The organism is Streptomyces hygroscopicus subsp. hygroscopicus (assembly GCF_001553455.1).
Lineage (GTDB): Bacteria > Actinomycetota > Actinomycetes > Streptomycetales > Streptomycetaceae > Streptomyces > Streptomyces hygroscopicus.
The window spans coordinates 1-18882 of sequence record NZ_BBOX01000322.1 but is presented as its reverse complement, the minus strand read 5'-3'; the positions used below and the strand labels follow the sequence as shown (position 1 = coordinate 18882).

The following is an 18882-nucleotide window of genomic DNA, read 5'->3' as shown; positions in this document are numbered from 1 at the left end:
CGGCGGGGACCGCGACCCTGGCCTGTCCGTACCGGTCGACCAGCCGCCCCAGCAGCGGCCCCGCGACCGCCGTCACCGCGACACCGGTCGCCGAGACGGCGCCCGCGAGCGCGTACGAGCCACGCACCGTGGCGATCATGAGCACCGTGGAGACGCCGAGCATCGAGCCCGGCAGCCGTCCGACGAAGGCCGCGAGCGTGAAGGCGAGCGCACCGGGGGCGGCGAAGAGCCGCCGGTACGGGGCCAACGGCGACCGGCGGCGCGGCCGGGCGGGGGCGGCGCCGGGGCGGCGGACGACGGGCCGGGAGGCGAGGAAGCGGAGCACCACACCACGGTCCCGGGCCCGCCCGGAGCCGGTCCAACACCTGCTCCGGGCCGATTCACGCAGCCGCGTTGTCAATGCGGACGGCATGTCGCCGTGGGTGGCTTGTCGCTGTGGGTGGTTCGTCGCTGTGGGTGGCTCGTCACCATGGGTGGCGTGGCTTGTCGCCATGGGTGGTTCGTCGCCGAGGGTGGTTCGTCGCCGAGGGTGGTTCGTCGCCGAGGGTGGCTCGTCGCCGTGGGCGGCTCGTCACTATGGACGGCGTGAACCGGGACCTCGAACCGCGCCTGCTGCGCGCCTTCACCGCCGTCGCCGACGAACTGCACTTCACCCGTGCCGCCGCCCGCCTCTACGTCGCCCAGCAGGCCCTCAGCCGCGACATCCGCCGCCTGGAGCGGGAGCTGGGCGCGGAACTCTTCGTCCGCACCACCCGCCAGGTCGCCCTCACCGCCGCGGGCGAGCGGCTGCTGCCGTACGCCCGGCGGGTGCTCCAGGCCCAGGACGACCTGGCGGCGGCCTTCAGCGGAGCCGGGCGCCGCCCGCTGCTGGTGGACGTGGGCGCCCCGGTGAGCACCGGAAGCCAGGTGCTGGCGGAGGCGCGGCGCCGCGTCGGCCCCGAGACCGAGCTGGTGGCCCGCTTCCACAGCGGACTGGCCGGCGCCGCCGCCGAACTCCTCGCCGGCCGCCTCGACGTCTCCTTCGGCCGGGCCCACGGCCTCGACCCCGCCGTGCTCGCCAGGCTGGAACACCGGCTGATCCGCTACGAGCGCATCGCCGTGGTGCTGCGCGAGGACCACCCCCTTGCCCGGTGCGAGGAGATCCCGCTGTCCGCGCTCGCGGGCGAGACCCTGTACGCGGCGGCGGGCAACGACACCACCACCGAGTGGACGGACCTGGCCGCCCAGCTCTTCGCGGGGCGGGGGATCGCGATGGCGGAGCCGTTCCCGGAGATCGAGGGGGACGAGGAGTTCATCCGGGTGGTGACCAAGCGCCGCTGGTCGGTACTGGCCAGCGAGGTCTTCATCCGCCTCCCCGGCACGGTGCTGCGCCCCCTGACCGACCCGGTTCCGCTGTCACCGGTGTCCGTGCTGTGGCGCAGGGGGCTCAGCCACCCGGGCCTGGACGCCCTGCACGCGGCGGCCCGTGCGCTCGCCGCCGCCGGCTGGCTCCACCGCCCACCGGGCTCCTGGCTGCCGGGCCCGGAGGCGCTGGTGCTCAGAGATCTTCGTACGGTGGAATGACGCGGGTGATGACGATGAGCCGCAGGCGTGGCATGGCCAGGAAATACAGCCAGCCGCCGCCGAAACGCAAGCGGCGCAGCCCGCCCGGAGCCCCGGCCTGAGGATCATTGCCGATGTCGGTCACGTCGACACCCATGGTGGCGAGATCGACCAGCTCATGCGCGATGCGCTCGACCTCGCTGGTCACGTGACCGGGCAGCCCGGCGACGACGTGGGTCTCGTCGGGGTCGTACTCCCAGCGCCATGCGTCGCTCACGCGCTGCCCCGCCGCACTCCGGCCTCGGCGAACGCGGCGTCCAGGATCCGGCCGATCTCCGCGGCGGCCTCGCGGGCCTGGACGAGGTCGTCCGTCTGAGCGATCAGCGCCTCCAGCTCGCGAAGACGGGCGGCGCGAGCCGGGTGACGCGCGATCGCCACGTTGACCGACCACTGCCCGGTGAAGCTGCGCAGCGGGGCCGCGCTCACCTCGGCGCGGGCCTGCCGCACCGCTTCGGCGCGCTCCGCGTCGAAGGCGGCCAGGGAGCCGGGGGCGACCTGCGCCACCGCCGCGCGCAGCGCCTCGGGCGTGGCGGCCGGTTGCGGGGTCACCGGGTCGTGCGGCTGGTCCGGCCGGCTGCTCATGCGGTCCTCCGGCGGGGCGGGCGGGCGGGGCACCGCCAACGTACCGGACGGCACCCGGCGCCGCGTACGCGATGGCCACGCCTCCGCCGCGGGAGGGAATCCCCAGGAACTCCCTTCCTGTGGCGCAGGGGGCTCAGCCACCCGGGCCTGGACGCCCTGCACGCGGCGGCCCGTGCGCTCGCCGCCGGCTGGCTCCACCGCCCACCGGGCTCCTGGCTGCCGGGCCCGGAGGCGCTGGTGCTCAGAGGTTGACGCGGTTGAGGTAGACGCGCTTGCGGTGCGGGATCACCTGGTACCAGATGAGCATCGTCTCGACGCTGTACGTCCGCAGGCGATGGGGTGCGGGGTCGTCGTCGAGGGGACCCTCCGGGCCGAGCCCCTGGGCCGCGAGATCGGCCAGACCGCTGCCGATCACCTCGACCGCGGACCGGTCCGCGTCCTTCATGCCGCCGACGACCCACTCGGCGTCGGGGTTGTACTCCCAGGCCCAGCCGGCGGCGTCCTCGACGCCCTCGCCCCGTGTGTTCACCGGGCGGCCCCGGCTTCCGCGGAGGCCTCCTGGAGGATGCGGGCGATGGTCTGTTGCGCCGCCCGGAACTCCTCTTCCGTGGCATGCGGATCACCGGCGACCCGTTCCGCCTCGCGCATGGCGTGGAATCTGCCGGGGTGGCGTTCGACCGCGACGACCGTCGCCCACTTCTCCAGGAACAGCCGCATCGGTGTGGTCGAGGCGGTCTGGACGGCGCGGTCGAACGCCTCGCCCAGCTCGCGGTCGAACTCGGCGATGCGCGTCAGGTCGAGCCGTTTGACCGCTTCCCGCAAGGCGTCCCGCGTCATCGGCGGCTGGGGGATGACGGGCACGTGCGGCTGGTCCGGCTGGCTGCTCATGCGGTCCTCCGGCGGGGCGGGCGGGCGGGGCACCGCCAACGTACCGGACGGGACCCGGCGCCGCGTACGCGATGGCCACGCCTCCGCCGAGGGAGGGAACCGCCCTCACCGCGTCCCGTACCCGCGGGTGAGACCGAGGTTTCGCCCGTGTCACCTGCCGCCACAGCCCGGTAATGCGCCATCCCTACTATCGGGCAGCGACACCGAGAACTGTGGAGGCGTGATGACTGCCCCGACCACCACCGCCGCACGCAAGGGGGGCCGCTGGATCGAGCAGTGGGACCCGGAGGACGAGACCTTCTGGAGGGAGAAGGGGGAGCGGATCGCCACCCGGAATCTGGCCTTCTCCATCCTCTCCGAGCACATCGGGTTCTCCATCTGGAGCCTGTGGTCGGTGATGGTGCTGTTCATGGGGCCGGAGTACGGCGTCGATCCGGCCGGGAAGTTCTTCCTGGTCGCGATGCCCACCCTGGTCGGCGGGATGCTGCGGGTGCCGTACACCTTCGCCGTCGCCCGGTTCGGCGGGCGCAACTGGACGATCATCAGCGCGGGGATGCTGCTGGTGCCCGCCATCGCCGCCGCCGTGGTGATGGAGCCCGGGACCTCCTATTCGACCTTCTTGGTGGTCGCGGCGCTCACCGGCGTCGGGGGCGGCAACTTCGCCTCGTCCATGACCAACATCAACTCCTTCTACCCGCTGCGCAGGAAGGGCTGGGCGCTCGGGCTCAACGCGGGCGGCGGCAACATCGGCGTGCCCGTGATCCAGCTGATCGGGCTGCTGGTGATCGGTACCGCCGGGGCGGCCCATCCGCGGCTGGTGCTCGCCGTCTACCTCCCGCTGATCGTGGTCGCGGCGGTGCTCTCGGCGCTGTTCATGGACAATCTGGCGCCGGTGCGGAACGACGGCGGGGCGGCCAGGGAGGCGGCGCGGGACGCCCACACCTGGATCATGTCGGTGCTCTACATCGGCACCTTCGGCTCGTTCATCGGCTACAGCTTCGCCTTCGGCCTGGTGCTGCAGAACCAGTTCGACCGCACCCCGCTGCAGGCCGCCTCGCTCACCTTCATCGGCCCGCTGCTCGGCTCGCTCATCCGCCCCGTCGGCGGCCGGCTCGCCGACACCCACGGGGGCGCGAGGATCACCCTGTGGAACTTCGCCGCGATGGCCGCCGCGACCCTGGTGGTCGTCTACGCCTCCGCGCAGAAGTCGCTGTCCGTCTTCCTCGTCGGGTTCATCGCCCTCTTCGTCCTCAGCGGGCTGGGCAACGGCTCCACCTTCAAGATGATCCCCGGCATCTTCCAGGCGAAGGCCGTCGCCCGCGGCCTGACCGGCGAGGAGGCGGCGTCCTACGGGCGGCGCCTGTCGGGCGCGTCGATGGGGCTGATCGGGGCGGTCGGCGCGCTCGGCGGACTCGGGATCAACCTCGCCTTCCGGGAGTCGTTCCTGAACGCCCACTCCGGCACCCCCGCCTTCGTCTCCTTCCTCGGCTACTACGCCCTGTGCTCCGCGATCACCTGGGCCGTATACCTCCGCGGCGACCGCCCGGCCCCGGCGTCCACCGGGCAGCCGGACACCCGTGATCAGCCCTCCGGACGGCAACCCGCCTACGCGGACGTCTGAGCGGGCGGCCCGGGGGTACGGCCGGGGAAGCCCCCGGCCGTACAGCCCGTTACACCTGGGAAACCTCCGTGAACCGGAACCGTCACGGGACGGCGACAGGATGCGGAACCTTCAGGCGCCCCTACGCGAGCGAATCGGGAACGAGAGCCATGCACCGAGAACAGACCGGAGCCGCGGGCGGCGAGGCACCCGTCGACCCCCTCGCCGGGTTCACCGTCGGTGTCACCGCCGCACGGCGCGCGGACGAACTCGGCGCCCTGCTGCGGCGCCGCGGCGCGGAGGTGATGCACGCGCCGGCGCTGCGGATCGTGCCACTGGCCGACGACTCCGAACTCCTCACCGCCACCCAGCAGTTGATCGACAACGCGCCCGAGGTCGTGGTCGCCACCACCGCCATCGGCTTCCGCGGCTGGATCGAGGCCGCCGACGGCTGGGGCCTGGGCGACGCGCTGCTCGACCGGCTGGGCGAGGTGCGGCTGCTGGCCCGCGGGCCCAAGGTGCGCGGGGCGATCCGGGCCGCCGGGCTCACCGAGGAGTGGTTCCCCGCCTCCGAGTCGATGGCCGAGGTGCTCGACCGGCTGCTGGAGGAAGGCGTCGAGGGACGGCGCGTCGCCGTCCAGCTGCACGGCGAGCCGCTGCCCGGTTTCGTCGAGTCGCTGCGCGCCGGGGGAGCGGAGGTGGTCGGGGTGCCGGTCTACCGCTGGATGCCGCCGGAGGACATCGGGCCCCTGGACCGGCTGCTGGACGCCACCGTCGCCCGCGCCCTGGACGCCGTCACCTTCACCAGCGCGCCCGCCGCCGCGAGCCTGCTGGACCGGGCCGAACGGCGCGGGATGCGCGAGCGGCTGCTGGACGCGTTCCGCCGCGACGTGCTGCCCGCCTGCGTCGGCCCGGTCACCGCACTGCCGCTGGAGGCCCACGACGTGCCCACCTCCCAGCCCGAACGGTTCCGGCTCGGCCCGCTCGTCCAGCTGCTGGCCACCGAACTCCCGGGCCGGGTCAGGCCGCTGCCGGTCGCCGGGCGACGGCTGGAGATCCGCGGCCACGCGGTGGTCGTCGACGGTGAGCTGCGCACCGTGCCGCCCGCCGGAATGGCCCTGCTGCGCGCGCTGGCCCGCCGCCCCGGCTGGGTCGTGGCCCGCTCGGAGCTGCTGCGTTCGCTGCCGGGCGCGGGGCGCGACGAACACGCGGTGGAGACGGCGATGGCCCGGCTGCGCACGGCACTCGGCTCCCCCAAACTCATCCAGACCGTGGTCAAACGCGGCTACCGACTGGCACTCGACCCCTCGGCCGACACCAAGTACGCGGACGTCTAGGTGTGTTGTCCCGTACCGGTGGCTCACCCGTCCGGTGCGGGCCCCGCCCCCGGCGCCCGCCACCCGGCCGGACGCGCCCCCCGCGGCAGCCACCGGCCCCCGCGGCGCGTGAACCGTTCGTGTGGCGTTCGCCGGGGCCGCCTCCGGAGGGGTTCCGGGCGACAGACGGGACGGGCACTCTGAAGGGTGACCGGATCGGGCGTTCCCCAAGGGGTGACAGGAACATGGCGTCGGCGTCGGCCTACGACCTGCGGTTCGACTCGGGGCGGATCTGCCTGGACCTGGTGGCCACGGTCGGCGGCCGGCTCAGCGAGTCGCCCGTCGACCGGCTCGCCGGTGTGGAACACCTCAGAGCCTGGCTGCTGGGCGCCGGCCTGGTGCCCGGCTCCACCCCGCTCGAGTCCGTCGACCACCGCTGGCTCATCCGCTTCCGGGCGGCCCGCGACCTGCTCCACCGCATCGTCCACACCGAGGTCGACGGCCACGCCGCGGACGCCGACCTGGAGCGGATGAACGCGCTGGCCTCCACCGCCCCGCCCGCCCCGCGGGCCGCACGGACCCCCGACGGCAGCCTCGTCCTCGCCCTCGCCGGGAAACCCGACTGCGGCGCGCTGCTCTCCCAGATCGCCCGGGACGCGGTGCAGTTGCTCACCGACCCGGTGGCGCGCGGGCAGTTGCGGCGGTGCGAGGGGGAGACCTGCTCACTGGTCTACCTCGACACCTCACGCGGTCGCCGGCGGCGCTGGTGCTCCAGCGAGGTCTGCGGGAACCGCGAGCGAGTGGCCCGCCACCGCCGCCGCGCGAACCCGCCCCTCAGCGCCGAGTAAACGAAGCACCAGCAAAACGCGGACGACATCCGGACACCCCCGGGCATGACGCGGGCCCCGGGTGGGGGGGACCGGGGCCCGCGGGGCGGATGGGGGGAGGGAGCCCTTCCTGGGGGCCGGCGCCCGCCCGGCGTCGGCCTTCTCGGACCCAAGTACGCACCGCGGGCGCCGAGTTGTTCAGCCCGGAAATGCGACGTACATCACAGGGTGGCCGCTGAACGTCGATCCTTTCCGGTCCGTACGCCCCTCGACCCGACGGCTTGCGTACGCAAAGATGCCCTCGTGACCGAGAGGACGACACCGGACGACGCGCTCATGCGCGCGCTCTACGCGGAGCACGCGGGCCCGCTTCTCGCCTTCGTCCTGCGCCTGGTCGCGGGCGACCGGCACCGCGCCGAGGACGTGGTCCAGGAGACCCTGCTCCGGGCCTGGCGCAACGCCGACCAACTCCAGCGCTCCGGAGGGTCGGTACGGCCCTGGCTGGTGACCGTGGCGCGCCGCATCGTCATCGACGGCCACCGGCGACGCCGCGCACGTCCCCGCGAAGTGGACGCGGCACCGCTCCACGCGATGCCCGCCGCGGACGACATCGACCGCGCACTGCGCCAGATGACCCTTTCCGACGCGTTGAACGACCTCACCGACGCACATAGAGCGGCGCTCGTCGAGACATACTTCAAGGGACGGACGGTGAGTGAGGCGGCCGAAGTGCTGGGCGTTCCCCCCGGGACGGTGCGGTCCCGGGTCTTCTACGCGCTGCGCTCCCTGAAGCTCTCGCTCGAGGAACGGGGGGTCACGGCATGATGCCGGCAGCGGACGACCAGCAGCACACCGCGGTCGGCGCCTACGCGCTCGGAGTGCTCGACCCCGCCGACGCCGCGCGCTTCGAGGACCACCTGATCGGGTGCGAGCGGTGCGCCGCCGAGCTGGACGAGCTGATGGGCCTCCCGCCCCTGCTGGCCGAGTACGCCTCCGCCGCCGACGGCAGCGCGCTCCCGGACCCGGCGGCGGTCACCGCCCGCCCCGGGCCGGAGCTGCTCGACCGGCTCCTGGCCGACGTCACGGCCGACCGCAAGGCATCCGCCAGACGGCGGCTGTACCTGGTCGCCGCGGCCGCCGTCCTCATCGTCGGCGGCCCGCTCGCGGGCGCGGCGCTCACCGCGAGCTCCGACGACGACGGCAAGGGCCAGGTGGCCGCGTCCACCTCCAAGCAGGTGTACGAACAGGGCCGGAAGTTCAGCGCGGTGGACCCGGTCACCAAGGTGGACGCGTCCGTCTCGCTGGAGCAGAAGGGCTGGGGCACCTCCGTCGCCCTCAAGCTGGGCAACCTCAAGGGGCCGCGGAGCTGCGACCTGGTCGCCATCGGCAAGGACGGCCACGAGGAGACGGTCACCACCTGGGCCGTGCCGACCTCGGGCTACGGCGTCAAGGACGGGGACGGTTCCCGCTGGAGCAAGGAGCCGCTCTACGCCCAGGGGGGCGCCGCCATGAACACCGACGAGATCGACCGTTTCGAGGTCCGCACGCTGGACGGCCGGCGCTTGGCCGAGGTCAAGCTCTGAGGGTCCCGGGGGCCGGGCCACCGGGGCCCGGGGCCCCGCGGCGCACCTCCCGGCCCACGAGAGCGGCACCGGTTCAGGCGCGTGAAAGGGGTGTACGGTTGACGGCTGCCCTAAGAACACAGAAGGGGGCCTGGGTGGCCGCGCAGAACGCCACGCGTGACAACCGGACGGCACCGCAGCGGGACGGCGGGGACGGGGTCCGGGACCGCGAGATCCGGATCGAGCAGGCGCATCTGGACCGGGTGTACCACCGCCTCGAGGAGAAGATCCACGAGGCGGAGTTCCTCATGGACGACGCCGCCAAACGCGGTCAGGTCGGCACGCCCGGAGCGCTCGCCGAACGGGACGCGCAGGTCTTCCGGGCCGGGGTCCACCTCAACCGGCTGAACAGCGAGTTCGAGGACTTCCTCTTCGGCCGCATCGACCTCCTGCCGGGCAAGGACGGCGAGCGCGGCCCCGACGGCGCCCACACCTCCGTGGAGCCCGCCGACGACGCCATCCGCACCGGCCCGGACGGCGACCGCGCGGAGATCGCCGAAACCCTGCACATCGGCCGCATCGGCGTCCTCGACGCCGACTACGCCCCGCTGGTGATCGACTGGCGGGCGCCCGCCGCCGCGCCCTTCTACCGCTCCACCCCGGTCGCCCCCGGCCGGGTCGTCCGCCGCCGGGTCATCCGCAGCAAGGGCCGCCGGGTGCTCGGCGTCGAGGACGACCTGCTGCGCCCGGAGCTCAGCGCGACCCTCGACGGCGACGCGCTGCCGGTGGTCGGCGACGGCGCGCTGATGGCCGCGCTCGGCCAGGCCCGCGGCCACACCATGCGCGACATCGTCGCCTCCATCCAGGCCGAGCAGGACCAGGTGATCCGCGCCCCCGCCGCCTCCGTCACCGAGGTCGAGGGCGGCCCCGGCACCGGGAAGACGGCGGTCGCGCTGCACCGCGCGGCGTACCTCCTCTACCAGGACCGGCGGCGCTACGCGGGCGGCATCCTCGTGGTCAGCCCCACCCCGCTGCTGGTCGCCTACACCGAGGGCGTGCTGCCCTCGCTGGGCGAGGAGGGCCAGGTCGCCATCCGCGCGGTGGGATCGCTGGTGGAGGGAGCCGAGGCCACCACGTACGACACCCCGGCGGTGGCCCGCGTCAAGGGCTCCGCGCGGATGGTGAAGGTGCTCCGCAAGGCCGCCCGCGGGGCGCTGGAGCTGCCACGGGGAGCCGCCGGGCCGGTGCGGACGGCGTCGTCGGCGGCTTCCGCGGCGGCCCCGTCGTCGGCGGCCCGGTCGTCGGCGGCTCCGTCGTCCGCGGCCCGGTCGTCGGTGGCCCCGTCGTCCGCGGCCCCGTCGTCCGTGCCGGAGGACGGCCGGCTGACGCTGGACGCGGCGTTCGGCGATCCGCCCGCGACCGCACCGGGCGACGGCGGCAGACCGGGGGCGGGCTCCGCGGCCGGACCCGGCGGCCCGCCCGAGCGGCTGCGCGTGGTCGCCTTCGGCGCCCGCGTCGAACTGGACGCCGATGAGCTGCGCCGTATCCGCCAGAACGTGCTGGGCGGCACCGCGCCCGTCAACCTGTTGCGCCCCCGCGCCCGCCGGCTGCTCCTGGACGCGCTGTGGGCCCGTTCCGGCGCCCCCAGGCGCTACACCGACCCCGAGCTGGCCGCCGAGGCCCGGGAGGGCTTCGACGAGGACGTCTCCACCGAGGACGCCTTCCAGGAGTTCCTCGACGCCTGGTGGCCCGAGCTCACCCCCCGCTCCGTGCTCGCCGCCATGGCCGACGAGAAGCGGCTGGGGCGCTGGTCACGGCGGGTGCTCACGCCCCGGGAGGTGCGCCAGGTGGCCCGGTCCCTCGGCCGCCTCGGCGCGGACGGGCAGGGCCCGCTGTCGGTCCACGACGTGGCGCTGCTGGACGAGCTGAACACCCTCCTGGGCGCCCCCGCCCGCCCCGCGACCCCCCGCGAGGCGGATCCGCTGGACCAGCTGACCGGACTGGAGGAGCTGACCACCTACGCCGACCGGGCCGGCGCCCGCCGCACCCGCGCCGACCGGGCCGAGCGGGAGCGCGCCGACTACGCCCACGTCATCGTCGACGAGGCGCAGGACCTCACCCCCATGCAGTGGCGGATGATCGGGCGGCGCGGCCGCCACGCCACCTGGACGGTCGTCGGTGACCCGGCCCAGAGCTCCTGGTCCGACCCGGACGAGGCGGCGCGGGCCCGGGACGAGGCGCTCGGCACCCGCCCGCGCCGCCGCTTCACCCTCACCGTCAACTACCGCAACCCGGCGGAGATCGCCGAGCTGGCCACCAAGGTCCTCGCGCTGGCGATGCCCGGCACCCCCGCGCCCAGGGCGGTCCGTTCCACCGGCGTGACGCCGCGCTTCGCACCGGGCGCGGACGGCGACCTCGGCGCGGTCGCGCGCCGGGAGGCGCTCCGGCTGCTGGACGAGGTGGACGGCACGGTCGGCGTCGTCGTCGCGATGAACCGGCGCGAGCAGGCCCGCCAGTGGCTGACGGGCCTGGGCGACCGGGTGGTGGCGCTGGGCAGCCTGGAGGCGAAGGGCCTGGAGTACGACGCCACGGTCGTGGTCTCGCCCGCCGAGATCGCCGACGAGTCCCCGGCGGGGCTGCGCGTGCTGTACGTGGCGCTCACCCGGGCGACCCAGCGGCTGACGGTGGTGTCGGGCGAACGCGACGAGCCGGACCAGCACGGCGTCCCGTCCTTCTTCTGAGGCCCGGCTCTCCCGTTCTGAGGCCCGGCTCTCCCGCCCCACCCGGTTCCCGGGCCCGGCTCTGCCCCCGGCCGCGACGGGGGAGGCGCGCCCGGCCGGAGTCCTCACGGGGTGCCCGAAGCCTTCACGGGAGTCTCCGGAGCCTTCACCGGGATGCCCCGGAGCCCTCACGGGGGTTGTCCGGAGGGTCCACGGGCAGCCGTCCGCAGCCGCACCGGACGGCCCGGCGAAATCAACCCCCCGGGAGGGAATCCCTTCCCGGACCTGTTTGTTAGCCTTGATGTGGCACCGGCCCGATCCAAGCCCCCGGGCCCAACCTTCGTCGCTTCGAGCGACCACTTGCCGCGAGGCGAGCATGGCGGGTCGGTGCCACCCTCTCTTTACGCAAGAGGTCCGCGCCGGGCGGTGTCAGCCGCCGAGGACGCGGACCTCTTCCGCTTGCGGGCCCTTACGGCCCTGCACGATCTGGAACTCGACCCGCTGCTCGTCGACCAGGCTGCGATAGCCGCTGCCGTCGATCGAGCTGTAGTGGACGAAGACGTCCGGTCCGCCGTCCTCCTGGGCGATGAAGCCGTAGCCCTTCTCGGCGTTGAACCACTTCACGGTGCCCTGAGCCATGCCCGCGCTCCTCGTTTGTCGCTTCCTCTGACGTCTTCTGACGCTTTGGCGCGCCAGAGCCTAGGACGGCGGATGCGGCGGATGGCCCGCCTCGCCAGGCGTTCCCGCGAAGGAGTGGGGCTTTCCACTCGGCTGACCCCACCCTGCTATGTCAGAACAATATGTCCGAAAGTCGGGCCGGGTTACCTCGTACCCGGAGGTAGGTGTAACCATCTGAGGACGTGGCCCGGTATCAGCGGGGCCCGGACAGCATGCACAAGGGAAAGCAGAGGAAGCAGGCCATGGCAACGGCGCCCAGCGTCTCGTACTCGATGACGGTCCGGCTGGAGGTGCCCGCGAGCGGTACCGCGGTCAGCCAGCTGACCACGGCCGTGGAATCCTCCGGTGGCTCGGTGACGGGCCTCGACGTGACCGCTTCGGGCCACGAGAAGCTCCGTATCGACGTCACCATCGCAGCGACCTCCACCGCGCACGCACAGGAGATCGTCGAGAAGCTGCGGGGCATCGAGGGCGTCTCGCTCGGCAAGGTTTCCGACCGTACGTTCCTGATGCACCTCGGCGGCAAGATCGAGATGTCGTCGAAACACCCCATCCGCAACCGTGACGACCTCTCCATGGTCTACACCCCGGGCGTCGCCCGGGTCTGCCAGGCCATCGCGGACAACCCCGAGGACGCCCGCCGGCTCACCATCAAGCGCAACAGTGTGGCCGTCGTCACCGACGGTTCCGCGGTCCTCGGCCTCGGCAACATCGGCCCCAAGGCCGCGCTGCCGGTCATGGAGGGCAAGGCGGCCCTCTTCAAGCGGTTCGCCGGTATCGACGCCTGGCCGATCTGCCTGGACACCCAGGACACCGACGAGATCGTCTCGATCGTGAAGGCGATCGCCCCCGGTTTCGCGGGGATCAACCTGGAGGACATCTCCGCACCCCGCTGCTTCGAGATCGAGGCGCGGCTGCGCGAGGCCGTGGACATCCCGGTCTTCCACGACGACCAGCACGGCACCGCGATCGTGGTGCTCGCCGCCCTCACCAACGCGCTGCGGGTGGTGAACAAGAAGATCGAGGACGTGCGGGTCGTGATGTCCGGCGCGGGTGCCGCCGGCACGGCCATCCTCCGGCTGCTGATCGCCGCGGGCGTGCGGCACGCGGTGGTCGCCGACATCCACGGCGTGGTGCACGCCGGGCGCGCGGACCTGGTCTCCGCCGACCCGGAGTCCCCGCTGCGCTGGATCGCCGACAACACCAACCCGGAGGGCGTCACGGGCACCCTGCGGGAGGCCGTGCGGGGCGCGGACGTCTTCATCGGCGTCTCGGCCCCGAACGTGCTCTCCGGCGAGGACGTGGCCGCCATGGCGGACGGTGCGATCGTCTTCGCGCTGGCCAACCCGGACCCCGAGGTGGACCCGGCGATCGCCCGCCAGACCGCCGCGGTGGTCGCCACCGGGCGCTCGGACTTCCCGAACCAGATCAACAACGTCCTGGTGTTCCCGGGCGTTTTCCGTGGTCTGCTGGACGCGCAGTCGCGTACGGTGAACACCGAGATGATGCTGGCGGCTGCCGGCGCGCTCGCGGATGTCGTCCACGACGACGAGCTCAACGCCAACTACATCATTCCGAGCGTCTTCAACGACAAGGTCGCGGGGGCGGTCGCCGGGGCCGTACGTGAGGCGGCACGCCCTGTGACCGGTACCACGTCGGTCTAGGCCGGGCACGGCGCGTCGCATGCTCTGGGGTCCCGGAGGCGGCCATAGGGTGGCGGGCAGGAAAACGACCGCCACGGCGCTTTTCGTGTGACTCTCCAGGGCTCCGGATTGGCTTTCCCGCCACAGGTGGGGGCAGGATGCGTTCCGGGCGCGAGGGTCTGAACAGCAGACCCGGGTCCGGGGACTGTCCGAGGGCCCTGGCAGCATCGGCTTCGATCTCACGCCTCATTGGCAAGATGAACACGGGAGTACAACATGAACCGCAGTGAGCTGGTGGCCGCTCTGTCCGAGCGCGCCGAGGTGACCCGAAAGGACGCCGACGCCGTGCTGGCCGCCCTCGCCGAGGTGGTCGGGGAGGTCGTCGCCAAGGGCGACGAGAAGGTCACCATCCCCGGCTTCCTGACCTTCGAGCGCACCCACCGTGCCGCTCGCACCGCGCGTAACCCGCAGACCGGTGAGCCGATCGAGATCCCGGCCGGCTACAGCGTGAAGGTCTCGGCGGGCTCCAAGCTCAAGGAAGCCGCCAAGGGCAAGTAAGCCTCGCGAACGAGAGGGGCGGCCACCTGGAGGGTGGCCGCCCCTCTTGGCGCTCCTACGGGGCCCACAGGCCCGTCTACGAGGTCTTATGGGCCCGGCACGGCGGTCCGGGGGCGGCGCGGCGGCGTGCGGCGGTCCGGTCCCGGCACAGCAGCCCGTCCCGGGGTGCCGGGGCGGGCTGCGGGGTGTGCGGGGGCCGGCCGGTGCGGTGGGCCGGGGGAGGGGTCAGGCGGGGGTGGCCTGGGTGGGGAGTTCCACCTTCGCGCCCAGCTCCACCAGCTTCTCCATGAAGTTCTCGTAGCCGCGGTTGATCAGGTCGATGCCGTGGACCCGCGACGTGCCCTGGGCCGCCAGCGCCGCGATCAGGTAGGAGAAGCCACCGCGGAGGTCGGGGATGACCAGGTCGGCGCCCTGGAGCTTGGTGGGGCCGGAGACGACCGCGGAGTGCAGGAAGTTGCGCTGGCCGAAGCGGCACGCGGAGCCGCCCAGGCATTCGCGGTAGAGCTGGATGTGCGCGCCCATCTGGTTCAGCGCCGAGGTGAAGCCCAGCCGCGACTCGTAGACCGTCTCGTGGACGATGGACAGGCCCGACGCCTGGGTCAGGGCCACCACCAGCGGCTGCTGCCAGTCGGTCTGGAAGCCGGGGTGGACGTCGGTCTCCAGGGCGATCGCGTCGAGCTTGCCGCCCGGGTGCCAGAACCGTATGCCCTCGTCGCCGATGTCGAAGGCGCCACCGACCTTGCGGTAGGTGTTCAGGAAGGTCATCATCTCGCGCTGCCGGGCGCCGCGTACGTAGATGCTGCCCTCGGTGGCGAGCGCCGCGCTCGCCCAGGAGGCGGCCTCCAGCCGGTCCGGGAGGGCGCGGTGGTTGTAGCCGCCGAGGCTGTCGACACCGGTGATCCGGATCGTGCGGTCGGTGTCCATGGAGATGATGGCGCCCATCTTCTGCAGCACGCAGATGAGGTCCTCGATCTCCGGCTCGACCGCCGCGTTGGAGAGTTCCGTCACACCCTCGGCGAGCACCGCGGTGAGCAGCACCTGCTCGGTGGAGCCCACCGACGGGTAGGGCAGCCGGATCTTGGTGCCGCGCAGCCGGTGCGGGGCCTCCAGGTACTGGCCGTCCGCCCGCTTCTCGATCGTCGCGCCGAACTGCCGCAGCACGTCGAAGTGGAAGTCGATCGGCCGGCCGCCGATGTCACAGCCGCCCAGGCCGGGGATGAAGGCGTGGCCGAGGCGGTGCAGCAGCGGGCCGCAGAAGAGGATCGGGATCCGCGAGGAACCGGCGTGCGCGTCGATGTCGGCGACGTTGGCGCTCTCCACGTGCGTGGGGTCGAGCACCAGCTCACCGGGCTCGTCACCGGGGCGGACCGTCACACCGTGCAGCTGCAGCAGCCCGCGCACCACCCGCACATCGCGGATGTCGGGGACGTTGCGCAGCCTGCTGGGCGCACTGCCGAGCAGGGCGGCCACCATGGCCTTCGGCACGAGGTTCTTCGCGCCGCGGACACGGATCTCGCCTTCGAGCGGGGTGCCGCCATGGACGAGCAGGACATCGTTCGAGCGGGTCATCTGGTCTCGCGTTCCTGGGACGGGCAAGGGCCAACCGGCACAAGGGCCAAAAGGCAAGAGTAATGGTCCCGGAGACCGCCTCAGTAAGGCTCTTGCCCGCTTTGCGTCATCGGGAATGTGTCACAACACGATCCGTTTCGATCGGAAAGCCCACAGTCACGTGCGCCGCATCTGCTGTCGTACGCCCCGACCTGCTCTCATACAGGGCTCGCCTTCCACTCCCCCTCCGGCCCCGATATGGGGGATCATGTGGCCATGACCGAGGTGTCCTCGCTCACAGGACGGCTGCTTGTCGCGACACCGGCGCTTGCGGACCCGAACTTCGACCGCGCGGTGGTGCTCCTCCTCGACCACGACGAGGAGGGCTCGCTCGGCGTGGTCCTGAACCGTCCGACCCCGGTGGGGGTGGGCGACATCCTGGAGTCCTGGGCCGCGCTCGCCGGGGAGCCCGGGGTGGTCTTCCAGGGCGGTCCGGTCTCGCTGGACTCCGCGCTGGGCGTGGCCGTGGTGCCGGGCGAATCGGGCCGGTCCTCGGCGCGCAACGAGGACGGGCCACTCGGTTGGCGCAGAGTGCACGGGGCGATCGGGCTGGTCGACCTGGAGGCGCCACCGGAGCTGCTGGCGGCCGCCGTGGGGTCGTTGCGGATCTTCGCCGGTTACGCGGGCTGGGGGCCCGGTCAGCTGGAGGACGAGCTCGCCGAGGGCGCGTGGTACGTGGTGGAGTCCGAACCGGGCGACGTGTCCTCGCCCGCCCCCGAGCGGCTGTGGCGGGCGGTGCTGCGCCGCCAGCGCAGCGAGCTGGCCATGGTCGCCACGTATCCGGACGACCCTTCTCTCAACTAGGCATGAGTACCCTAGGGCTGTATGAGCACTCTTGAGCCCGAGCGCGGGGCAGGCACGGGGACCCTCGTTGAACCGACACCGCAGGTGTCGCACGGTGACGGCGACCACGAGCGCTATGCCCACTACGTGCAAAAAGACAAGATCATGGAGAGCGCCCTCTCCGGATCTCCGGTCGTCGCACTCTGCGGCAAGGTCTGGGTCCCGGGTCGTGACCCCAAGAAGTACCCGGTGTGCCCGATGTGCAAGGAGATCTTCGAGGGCATGGGCGCCGGCGGGGACAAGGGCAAGGACGGCGACGGCAAGAAGTAGCCGGCCGCAGACCCCCGCCGGACAGCCTCGCGCGCAGGACGGCACGCCCGGCCCGCGACCCTCGGGAGGTCGCGGGCCGGGCGTGCCGCGCATGTGCGCTCTGCCGCGCGCCGGGGGACCCCAGTAGGGTCCACCCATGAGCGGGCGTACGGAGAGCGGGGCGGCGCGGGCCGCCTATCTGGTGTTCGGGGCGCGTGAGGTCGACGAGCCCGAAGCGGAAGGCGCCAGCGCCTACTGCCAGTTCGAGAAGGACTGGGACGCCCAGCTGGAACAGTGCGGGCGGCTGGCCGCCGAGCGGGGCTACCGGCCCGCCGGCAGCTGTGTGATGTCGGTGGCGCAGCCGACCCTGCCCAGGCTCCTGGAGTGGGCCGCCGACCCGGGCTGTGATGTGGTGCTGGTGGCCAGCGGCCGGGTCCTGGAGCGGATCCGGAAGTCCTGGCCCGACTGGGACCGGGTGGTGGAGCGCCTGGACGAGGCGGGTGCGCGGGTGGAGGCCGTGCCGTATGTTGAGCCCGCCTATCCGGGCGAGGAGTTGCCGCGCGGCTAGGGCTTGTGGTCACCGAGGGCGCCCTGCCGGGGCGATGGCTCCGCCTGTGCTCCCCCGGCTACCGCTGGGAGGTGCCCCCTGCACCGGACGCCGCTCGCGGCCGGGCACCCCCTTTGACCGACCGGCCCTGGCGCCAACGTCCCTTTGTCACGGAGTGGTTGAGACCTCTTGTGGGGGTGCTCAAGGTTCCCTAGCCTCACGCATGTTGTGCTGAGCGAAACATGCGTTGCATAGCGTGCAACGCCAAATGTTTAAGGGTCCTCTATGAAGCCGTCCCATCTCTCCGCATTCTCCCGGTTCTCCTCCCGCGCCACGGTCCCGGTGGTGGCGCTGGTCCTGGCGGGGCTGACCGCCACCGGATGCGCCCCCTCCACCTCCGACAACAGCTCCAAGGAGGACGAGAAGAGCGGCAAGCTGCGTGTCTGGCTCTTCCAGGAGGTCAACAACGCGCCCAAGAAGAAGGTGATCGACAAGGCGGTCGCCGGCTTCGAGAAGGAGCACGACGGGACCGACGTCGAGGTGTCCTACATCCCGATCGACACCCGGGCGCAGAAGATCAAGGCGGCGTTCAACGATCCCAAGAGCGCCCCCGACGTCATGGAGTTCGGCAACACCGACACCGCCGGCTACGTCAAGGACGGCGGACTGCTGGACATCAGCAAGGAGTTCGGCGCCTGGAGCGACTCGACGAACATCGACCCCACCGCGAAGTACTCGCTGACCATCGGCGGCAAGGTCTACGGCGCCCCGCTCTTCGTCGGCGTACGCGCGCTGTACTACCGGACGGACGTCTTCAAGGAGCTGGGCCTGGAGCCGCCGACCACCCAGGACGAGTTGATTGCGACCGCGAAGAAGATCCGCTCGGAGCGGCCGGACCTGTACGGTCTCGCGGTGGGCGGCGCCTACACCTACGGCGCGATGCCCTTCATCTGGGCCAACGGCGGCGATCTCGCCAACGAGAAGGGCAAGTTCGGCTCCAACGAGTACGAGGCGGCCATCGACAGCCCCGACGCCCAGAAGGGCGTCAAGGCGTACACCTCGCTCTTCGGCGACGACAACTGCCCGGCGTCCAAGTGCGCCCAGTGGGGCGGCAACGACACCATCGAGGCGTTCGCCTCCGGCAAGGCGGGCATGGCGATCGGCGGCGACTTCAGTCACCAGGCCATCGAGGCGGGCAAGGTCAAGGGCAAGTACAAGGTCGTGCCGCTGCCGGGCGTGAAGGAGGGCGAGATCGCACCGGCCTTCGCGGGCGGGAACAACATCGGGGTGCTCAAGAGCACCTCGCACCGCACCCTCGCCGTGGAGCTGCTGAAGACCCTCGCCGGGAAGCAGACCCAGCGCGAACTCTTCGACTCCATGGGCTTCCTGCCCACCTTCACCGATGTGCGCGGCAGCGTCGCGGACAAGGACTCCTTCGTCAAGCCCTTCGTCAAGACCCTGGGCGACAGCGCCAAGTTCGTGCCCGCCTCGCCCGGCTGGGCGGCCATCGACGCGCAGCTGGTCCTGCCCACCATGTTCCAGGAGATCGTCAGCGGCCGTAAGAGCGTGGAGAGCGCCACCAAGGACGCCGCGAAGAAGATGGACGAGGCGTTCCAGCAGTGAGCACCGGCACCGCACCGCACGCCCGGCGGGCCCCCG

The 18882-nt window shown here is 72.5% G+C and carries 19 protein-coding genes and 1 pseudogene; 13 read left to right on the top strand and 7 right to left on the bottom strand.

Going from position 1 to position 18882, the window contains the following annotated elements:
- Window positions 1–325: pseudogene (locus AXW62_RS29265) on the bottom strand (MFS transporter); the annotation flags it as partial.
- Between the two features lie 251 nt (window positions 326–576).
- On the opposite strand from AXW62_RS29265, the gene AXW62_RS29260 reads away from it, so the two are divergent.
- Window positions 577–1563: a LysR family transcriptional regulator gene (locus AXW62_RS29260; RefSeq protein WP_174556446.1), complete on the top strand. Its 987-nt coding sequence runs from the start codon at window positions 577–579 to the stop codon at window positions 1561–1563.
- Here the strand turns inward: AXW62_RS29260 and AXW62_RS29255 are convergent.
- From AXW62_RS29255 to AXW62_RS29240, 4 genes are all read right to left on the bottom strand, one after another.
- Window positions 1538–1819, bottom strand: a complete 282-nt coding sequence (locus AXW62_RS29255; RefSeq protein ID WP_060947163.1) for a hypothetical protein — start codon at window positions 1817–1819, stop codon at window positions 1538–1540. The two genes, AXW62_RS29260 and AXW62_RS29255, sit on opposite strands and share 26 nt — an antisense overlap.
- Window positions 1816–2184, bottom strand: a complete 369-nt coding sequence (locus tag AXW62_RS29250; RefSeq protein WP_060947162.1) for a DUF6247 family protein — start codon at window positions 2182–2184, stop codon at window positions 1816–1818. Before AXW62_RS29250 ends, AXW62_RS29255 begins: the two co-directional genes overlap by 4 nt.
- Window positions 2185–2425: 241 nt before the next feature.
- Window positions 2426–2713: a hypothetical protein gene (locus AXW62_RS29245; RefSeq protein ID WP_060947161.1), complete on the bottom strand. Its 288-nt coding sequence runs from the start codon at window positions 2711–2713 to the stop codon at window positions 2426–2428.
- Entirely contained in the window at window positions 2710–3072 is a 363-nt protein-coding gene (locus tag AXW62_RS29240; RefSeq protein ID WP_060947160.1) for a DUF6247 family protein, read from the bottom strand. Before AXW62_RS29240 ends, AXW62_RS29245 begins: the two co-directional genes overlap by 4 nt.
- Before the next feature lie 223 nt (window positions 3073–3295).
- Between AXW62_RS29240 and AXW62_RS29235 the strand changes: the two genes are divergently transcribed.
- The 6 genes from AXW62_RS29235 to AXW62_RS29210 all read left to right on the top strand — a co-directional run bounded on the left by AXW62_RS29235 (window position 3296) and on the right by AXW62_RS29210 (window position 11118).
- The gene (locus AXW62_RS29235) at window positions 3296–4693 is read left to right on the top strand and encodes a nitrate/nitrite transporter (RefSeq protein WP_060947159.1); all 1398 of its coding nucleotides are present in this window, start codon (window positions 3296–3298) and stop codon (window positions 4691–4693) included.
- 149 nt (window positions 4694–4842) lie between these two features.
- Window positions 4843–6009 (top strand): uroporphyrinogen-III synthase, encoded by a 1167-nt coding sequence (locus AXW62_RS29230; RefSeq protein ID WP_060947158.1) that lies wholly within the window; start codon window positions 4843–4845, stop codon window positions 6007–6009.
- 224 nt (window positions 6010–6233) lie between these two features.
- Complete coding sequence (locus AXW62_RS29225) at window positions 6234–6836, top strand: CGNR zinc finger domain-containing protein (protein WP_060947157.1); 603 nt, start codon at window positions 6234–6236, stop codon at window positions 6834–6836.
- A 315-nt stretch (window positions 6837–7151) separates the two neighbouring features.
- Window positions 7152–7640, top strand: coding sequence for a sigma-70 family RNA polymerase sigma factor (locus AXW62_RS29220; RefSeq protein WP_064457429.1), 489 nt, complete (start codon window positions 7152–7154; stop codon window positions 7638–7640).
- Entirely contained in the window at window positions 7637–8398 is a 762-nt protein-coding gene (locus tag AXW62_RS29215; protein ID WP_030835851.1) for an anti-sigma factor family protein, read from the top strand. Before AXW62_RS29220 ends, AXW62_RS29215 begins: the two co-directional genes overlap by 4 nt.
- Window positions 8399–8532: 134 nt before the next feature.
- On the top strand, window positions 8533–11118 hold the full coding sequence (locus AXW62_RS29210) for a HelD family protein (protein ID WP_060947156.1): 2586 nt from the start codon (window positions 8533–8535) through the stop codon (window positions 11116–11118).
- Between the two features lie 408 nt (window positions 11119–11526).
- Here AXW62_RS29210 and AXW62_RS29205 read toward each other — a convergent pair whose 3' ends face one another.
- Window positions 11527–11736, bottom strand: coding sequence for a cold-shock protein (locus AXW62_RS29205; RefSeq protein WP_020870916.1), 210 nt, complete (start codon window positions 11734–11736; stop codon window positions 11527–11529).
- Window positions 11737–12017: 281 nt separating this feature from the next.
- Here AXW62_RS29205 and AXW62_RS29200 point away from each other — a divergent pair, with 281 nt between their 5' ends.
- Both AXW62_RS29200 and AXW62_RS29195 read left to right on the top strand, forming a co-directional pair.
- The gene (locus tag AXW62_RS29200) at window positions 12018–13439 is read left to right on the top strand and encodes an NAD-dependent malic enzyme (protein WP_030835858.1); all 1422 of its coding nucleotides are present in this window, start codon (window positions 12018–12020) and stop codon (window positions 13437–13439) included.
- A 255-nt stretch (window positions 13440–13694) separates the two neighbouring features.
- Window positions 13695–13976 (top strand): HU family DNA-binding protein, encoded by a 282-nt coding sequence (locus AXW62_RS29195; RefSeq protein ID WP_030835861.1) that lies wholly within the window; start codon window positions 13695–13697, stop codon window positions 13974–13976.
- 225 nt (window positions 13977–14201) lie between these two features.
- Here the strand turns inward: AXW62_RS29195 and murA are convergent, their stop codons facing one another.
- A complete protein-coding gene (gene murA / locus AXW62_RS29190) occupies window positions 14202–15545 on the bottom strand; it encodes a UDP-N-acetylglucosamine 1-carboxyvinyltransferase (protein WP_060947155.1) in 1344 nt (447 codons plus the stop codon).
- 255 nt (window positions 15546–15800) lie between these two features.
- On the opposite strand from murA, the gene AXW62_RS29185 reads away from it, so the two are divergent.
- The 4 genes from AXW62_RS29185 to AXW62_RS29170 all read left to right on the top strand — a co-directional run bounded on the left by AXW62_RS29185 (window position 15801) and on the right by AXW62_RS29170 (window position 18846).
- Window positions 15801–16388, top strand: a complete 588-nt coding sequence (locus AXW62_RS29185) for a YqgE/AlgH family protein (RefSeq protein ID WP_030835866.1) — start codon at window positions 15801–15803, stop codon at window positions 16386–16388.
- A 21-nt stretch (window positions 16389–16409) separates the two neighbouring features.
- Window positions 16410–16697 carry a DUF3039 domain-containing protein gene (locus AXW62_RS29180; protein ID WP_075200572.1) on the top strand — a complete coding sequence of 96 codons (288 nt, stop codon included), beginning with the start codon at window positions 16410–16412 and terminating at the stop codon, window positions 16695–16697.
- Between the two features lie 136 nt (window positions 16698–16833).
- Entirely contained in the window at window positions 16834–17244 is a 411-nt protein-coding gene (locus AXW62_RS29175; RefSeq protein ID WP_060947154.1) for a recombinase family protein, read from the top strand.
- 264 nt (window positions 17245–17508) lie between these two features.
- Window positions 17509–18846 (top strand): extracellular solute-binding protein, encoded by a 1338-nt coding sequence (locus tag AXW62_RS29170; RefSeq protein WP_060947153.1) that lies wholly within the window; start codon window positions 17509–17511, stop codon window positions 18844–18846.
- Window positions 18847–18882: the final 36 nt, after the last annotated feature.

Bases quoted from the DNA above. Each gene is read 5' to 3' on its own strand.
- AXW62_RS29260 (WP_174556446.1), top strand. From the start codon at position 577: ATGGACGGCGTGAACCGGGACCTCGAACCGCGCCTGCTGCGCGCCTTC.
- AXW62_RS29250 (WP_060947162.1), bottom strand. From the start codon at position 2,184: ATGAGCAGCCGGCCGGACCAGCCGCACGACCCGGTGACCCCGCAACCG.
- AXW62_RS29240 (WP_060947160.1), bottom strand. From the start codon at position 3,072: ATGAGCAGCCAGCCGGACCAGCCGCACGTGCCCGTCATCCCCCAGCCG.
- AXW62_RS29235 (WP_060947159.1), top strand. From the start codon at position 3,296: ATGACTGCCCCGACCACCACCGCCGCACGCAAGGGGGGCCGCTGGATC.
- AXW62_RS29230 (WP_060947158.1), top strand. From the start codon at position 4,843: ATGCACCGAGAACAGACCGGAGCCGCGGGCGGCGAGGCACCCGTCGAC.
- AXW62_RS29225 (WP_060947157.1), top strand. From the start codon at position 6,234: ATGGCGTCGGCGTCGGCCTACGACCTGCGGTTCGACTCGGGGCGGATC.
- AXW62_RS29220 (WP_064457429.1), top strand. From the start codon at position 7,152: ATGCGCGCGCTCTACGCGGAGCACGCGGGCCCGCTTCTCGCCTTCGTC.
- AXW62_RS29215 (WP_030835851.1), top strand. From the start codon at position 7,637: ATGATGCCGGCAGCGGACGACCAGCAGCACACCGCGGTCGGCGCCTAC.
- AXW62_RS29205 (WP_020870916.1), bottom strand. From the start codon at position 11,736: ATGGCTCAGGGCACCGTGAAGTGGTTCAACGCCGAGAAGGGCTACGGC.
- AXW62_RS29200 (WP_030835858.1), top strand. From the start codon at position 12,018: ATGGCAACGGCGCCCAGCGTCTCGTACTCGATGACGGTCCGGCTGGAG.
- AXW62_RS29195 (WP_030835861.1), top strand. From the start codon at position 13,695: ATGAACCGCAGTGAGCTGGTGGCCGCTCTGTCCGAGCGCGCCGAGGTG.
- murA (WP_060947155.1), bottom strand. From the start codon at position 15,545: ATGACCCGCTCGAACGATGTCCTGCTCGTCCATGGCGGCACCCCGCTC.
- AXW62_RS29185 (WP_030835866.1), top strand. From the start codon at position 15,801: ATGACCGAGGTGTCCTCGCTCACAGGACGGCTGCTTGTCGCGACACCG.
- AXW62_RS29180 (WP_075200572.1), top strand. From the start codon at position 16,410: ATGAGCACTCTTGAGCCCGAGCGCGGGGCAGGCACGGGGACCCTCGTT.
- AXW62_RS29175 (WP_060947154.1), top strand. From the start codon at position 16,834: ATGAGCGGGCGTACGGAGAGCGGGGCGGCGCGGGCCGCCTATCTGGTG.
- AXW62_RS29170 (WP_060947153.1), top strand. From the start codon at position 17,509: ATGAAGCCGTCCCATCTCTCCGCATTCTCCCGGTTCTCCTCCCGCGCC.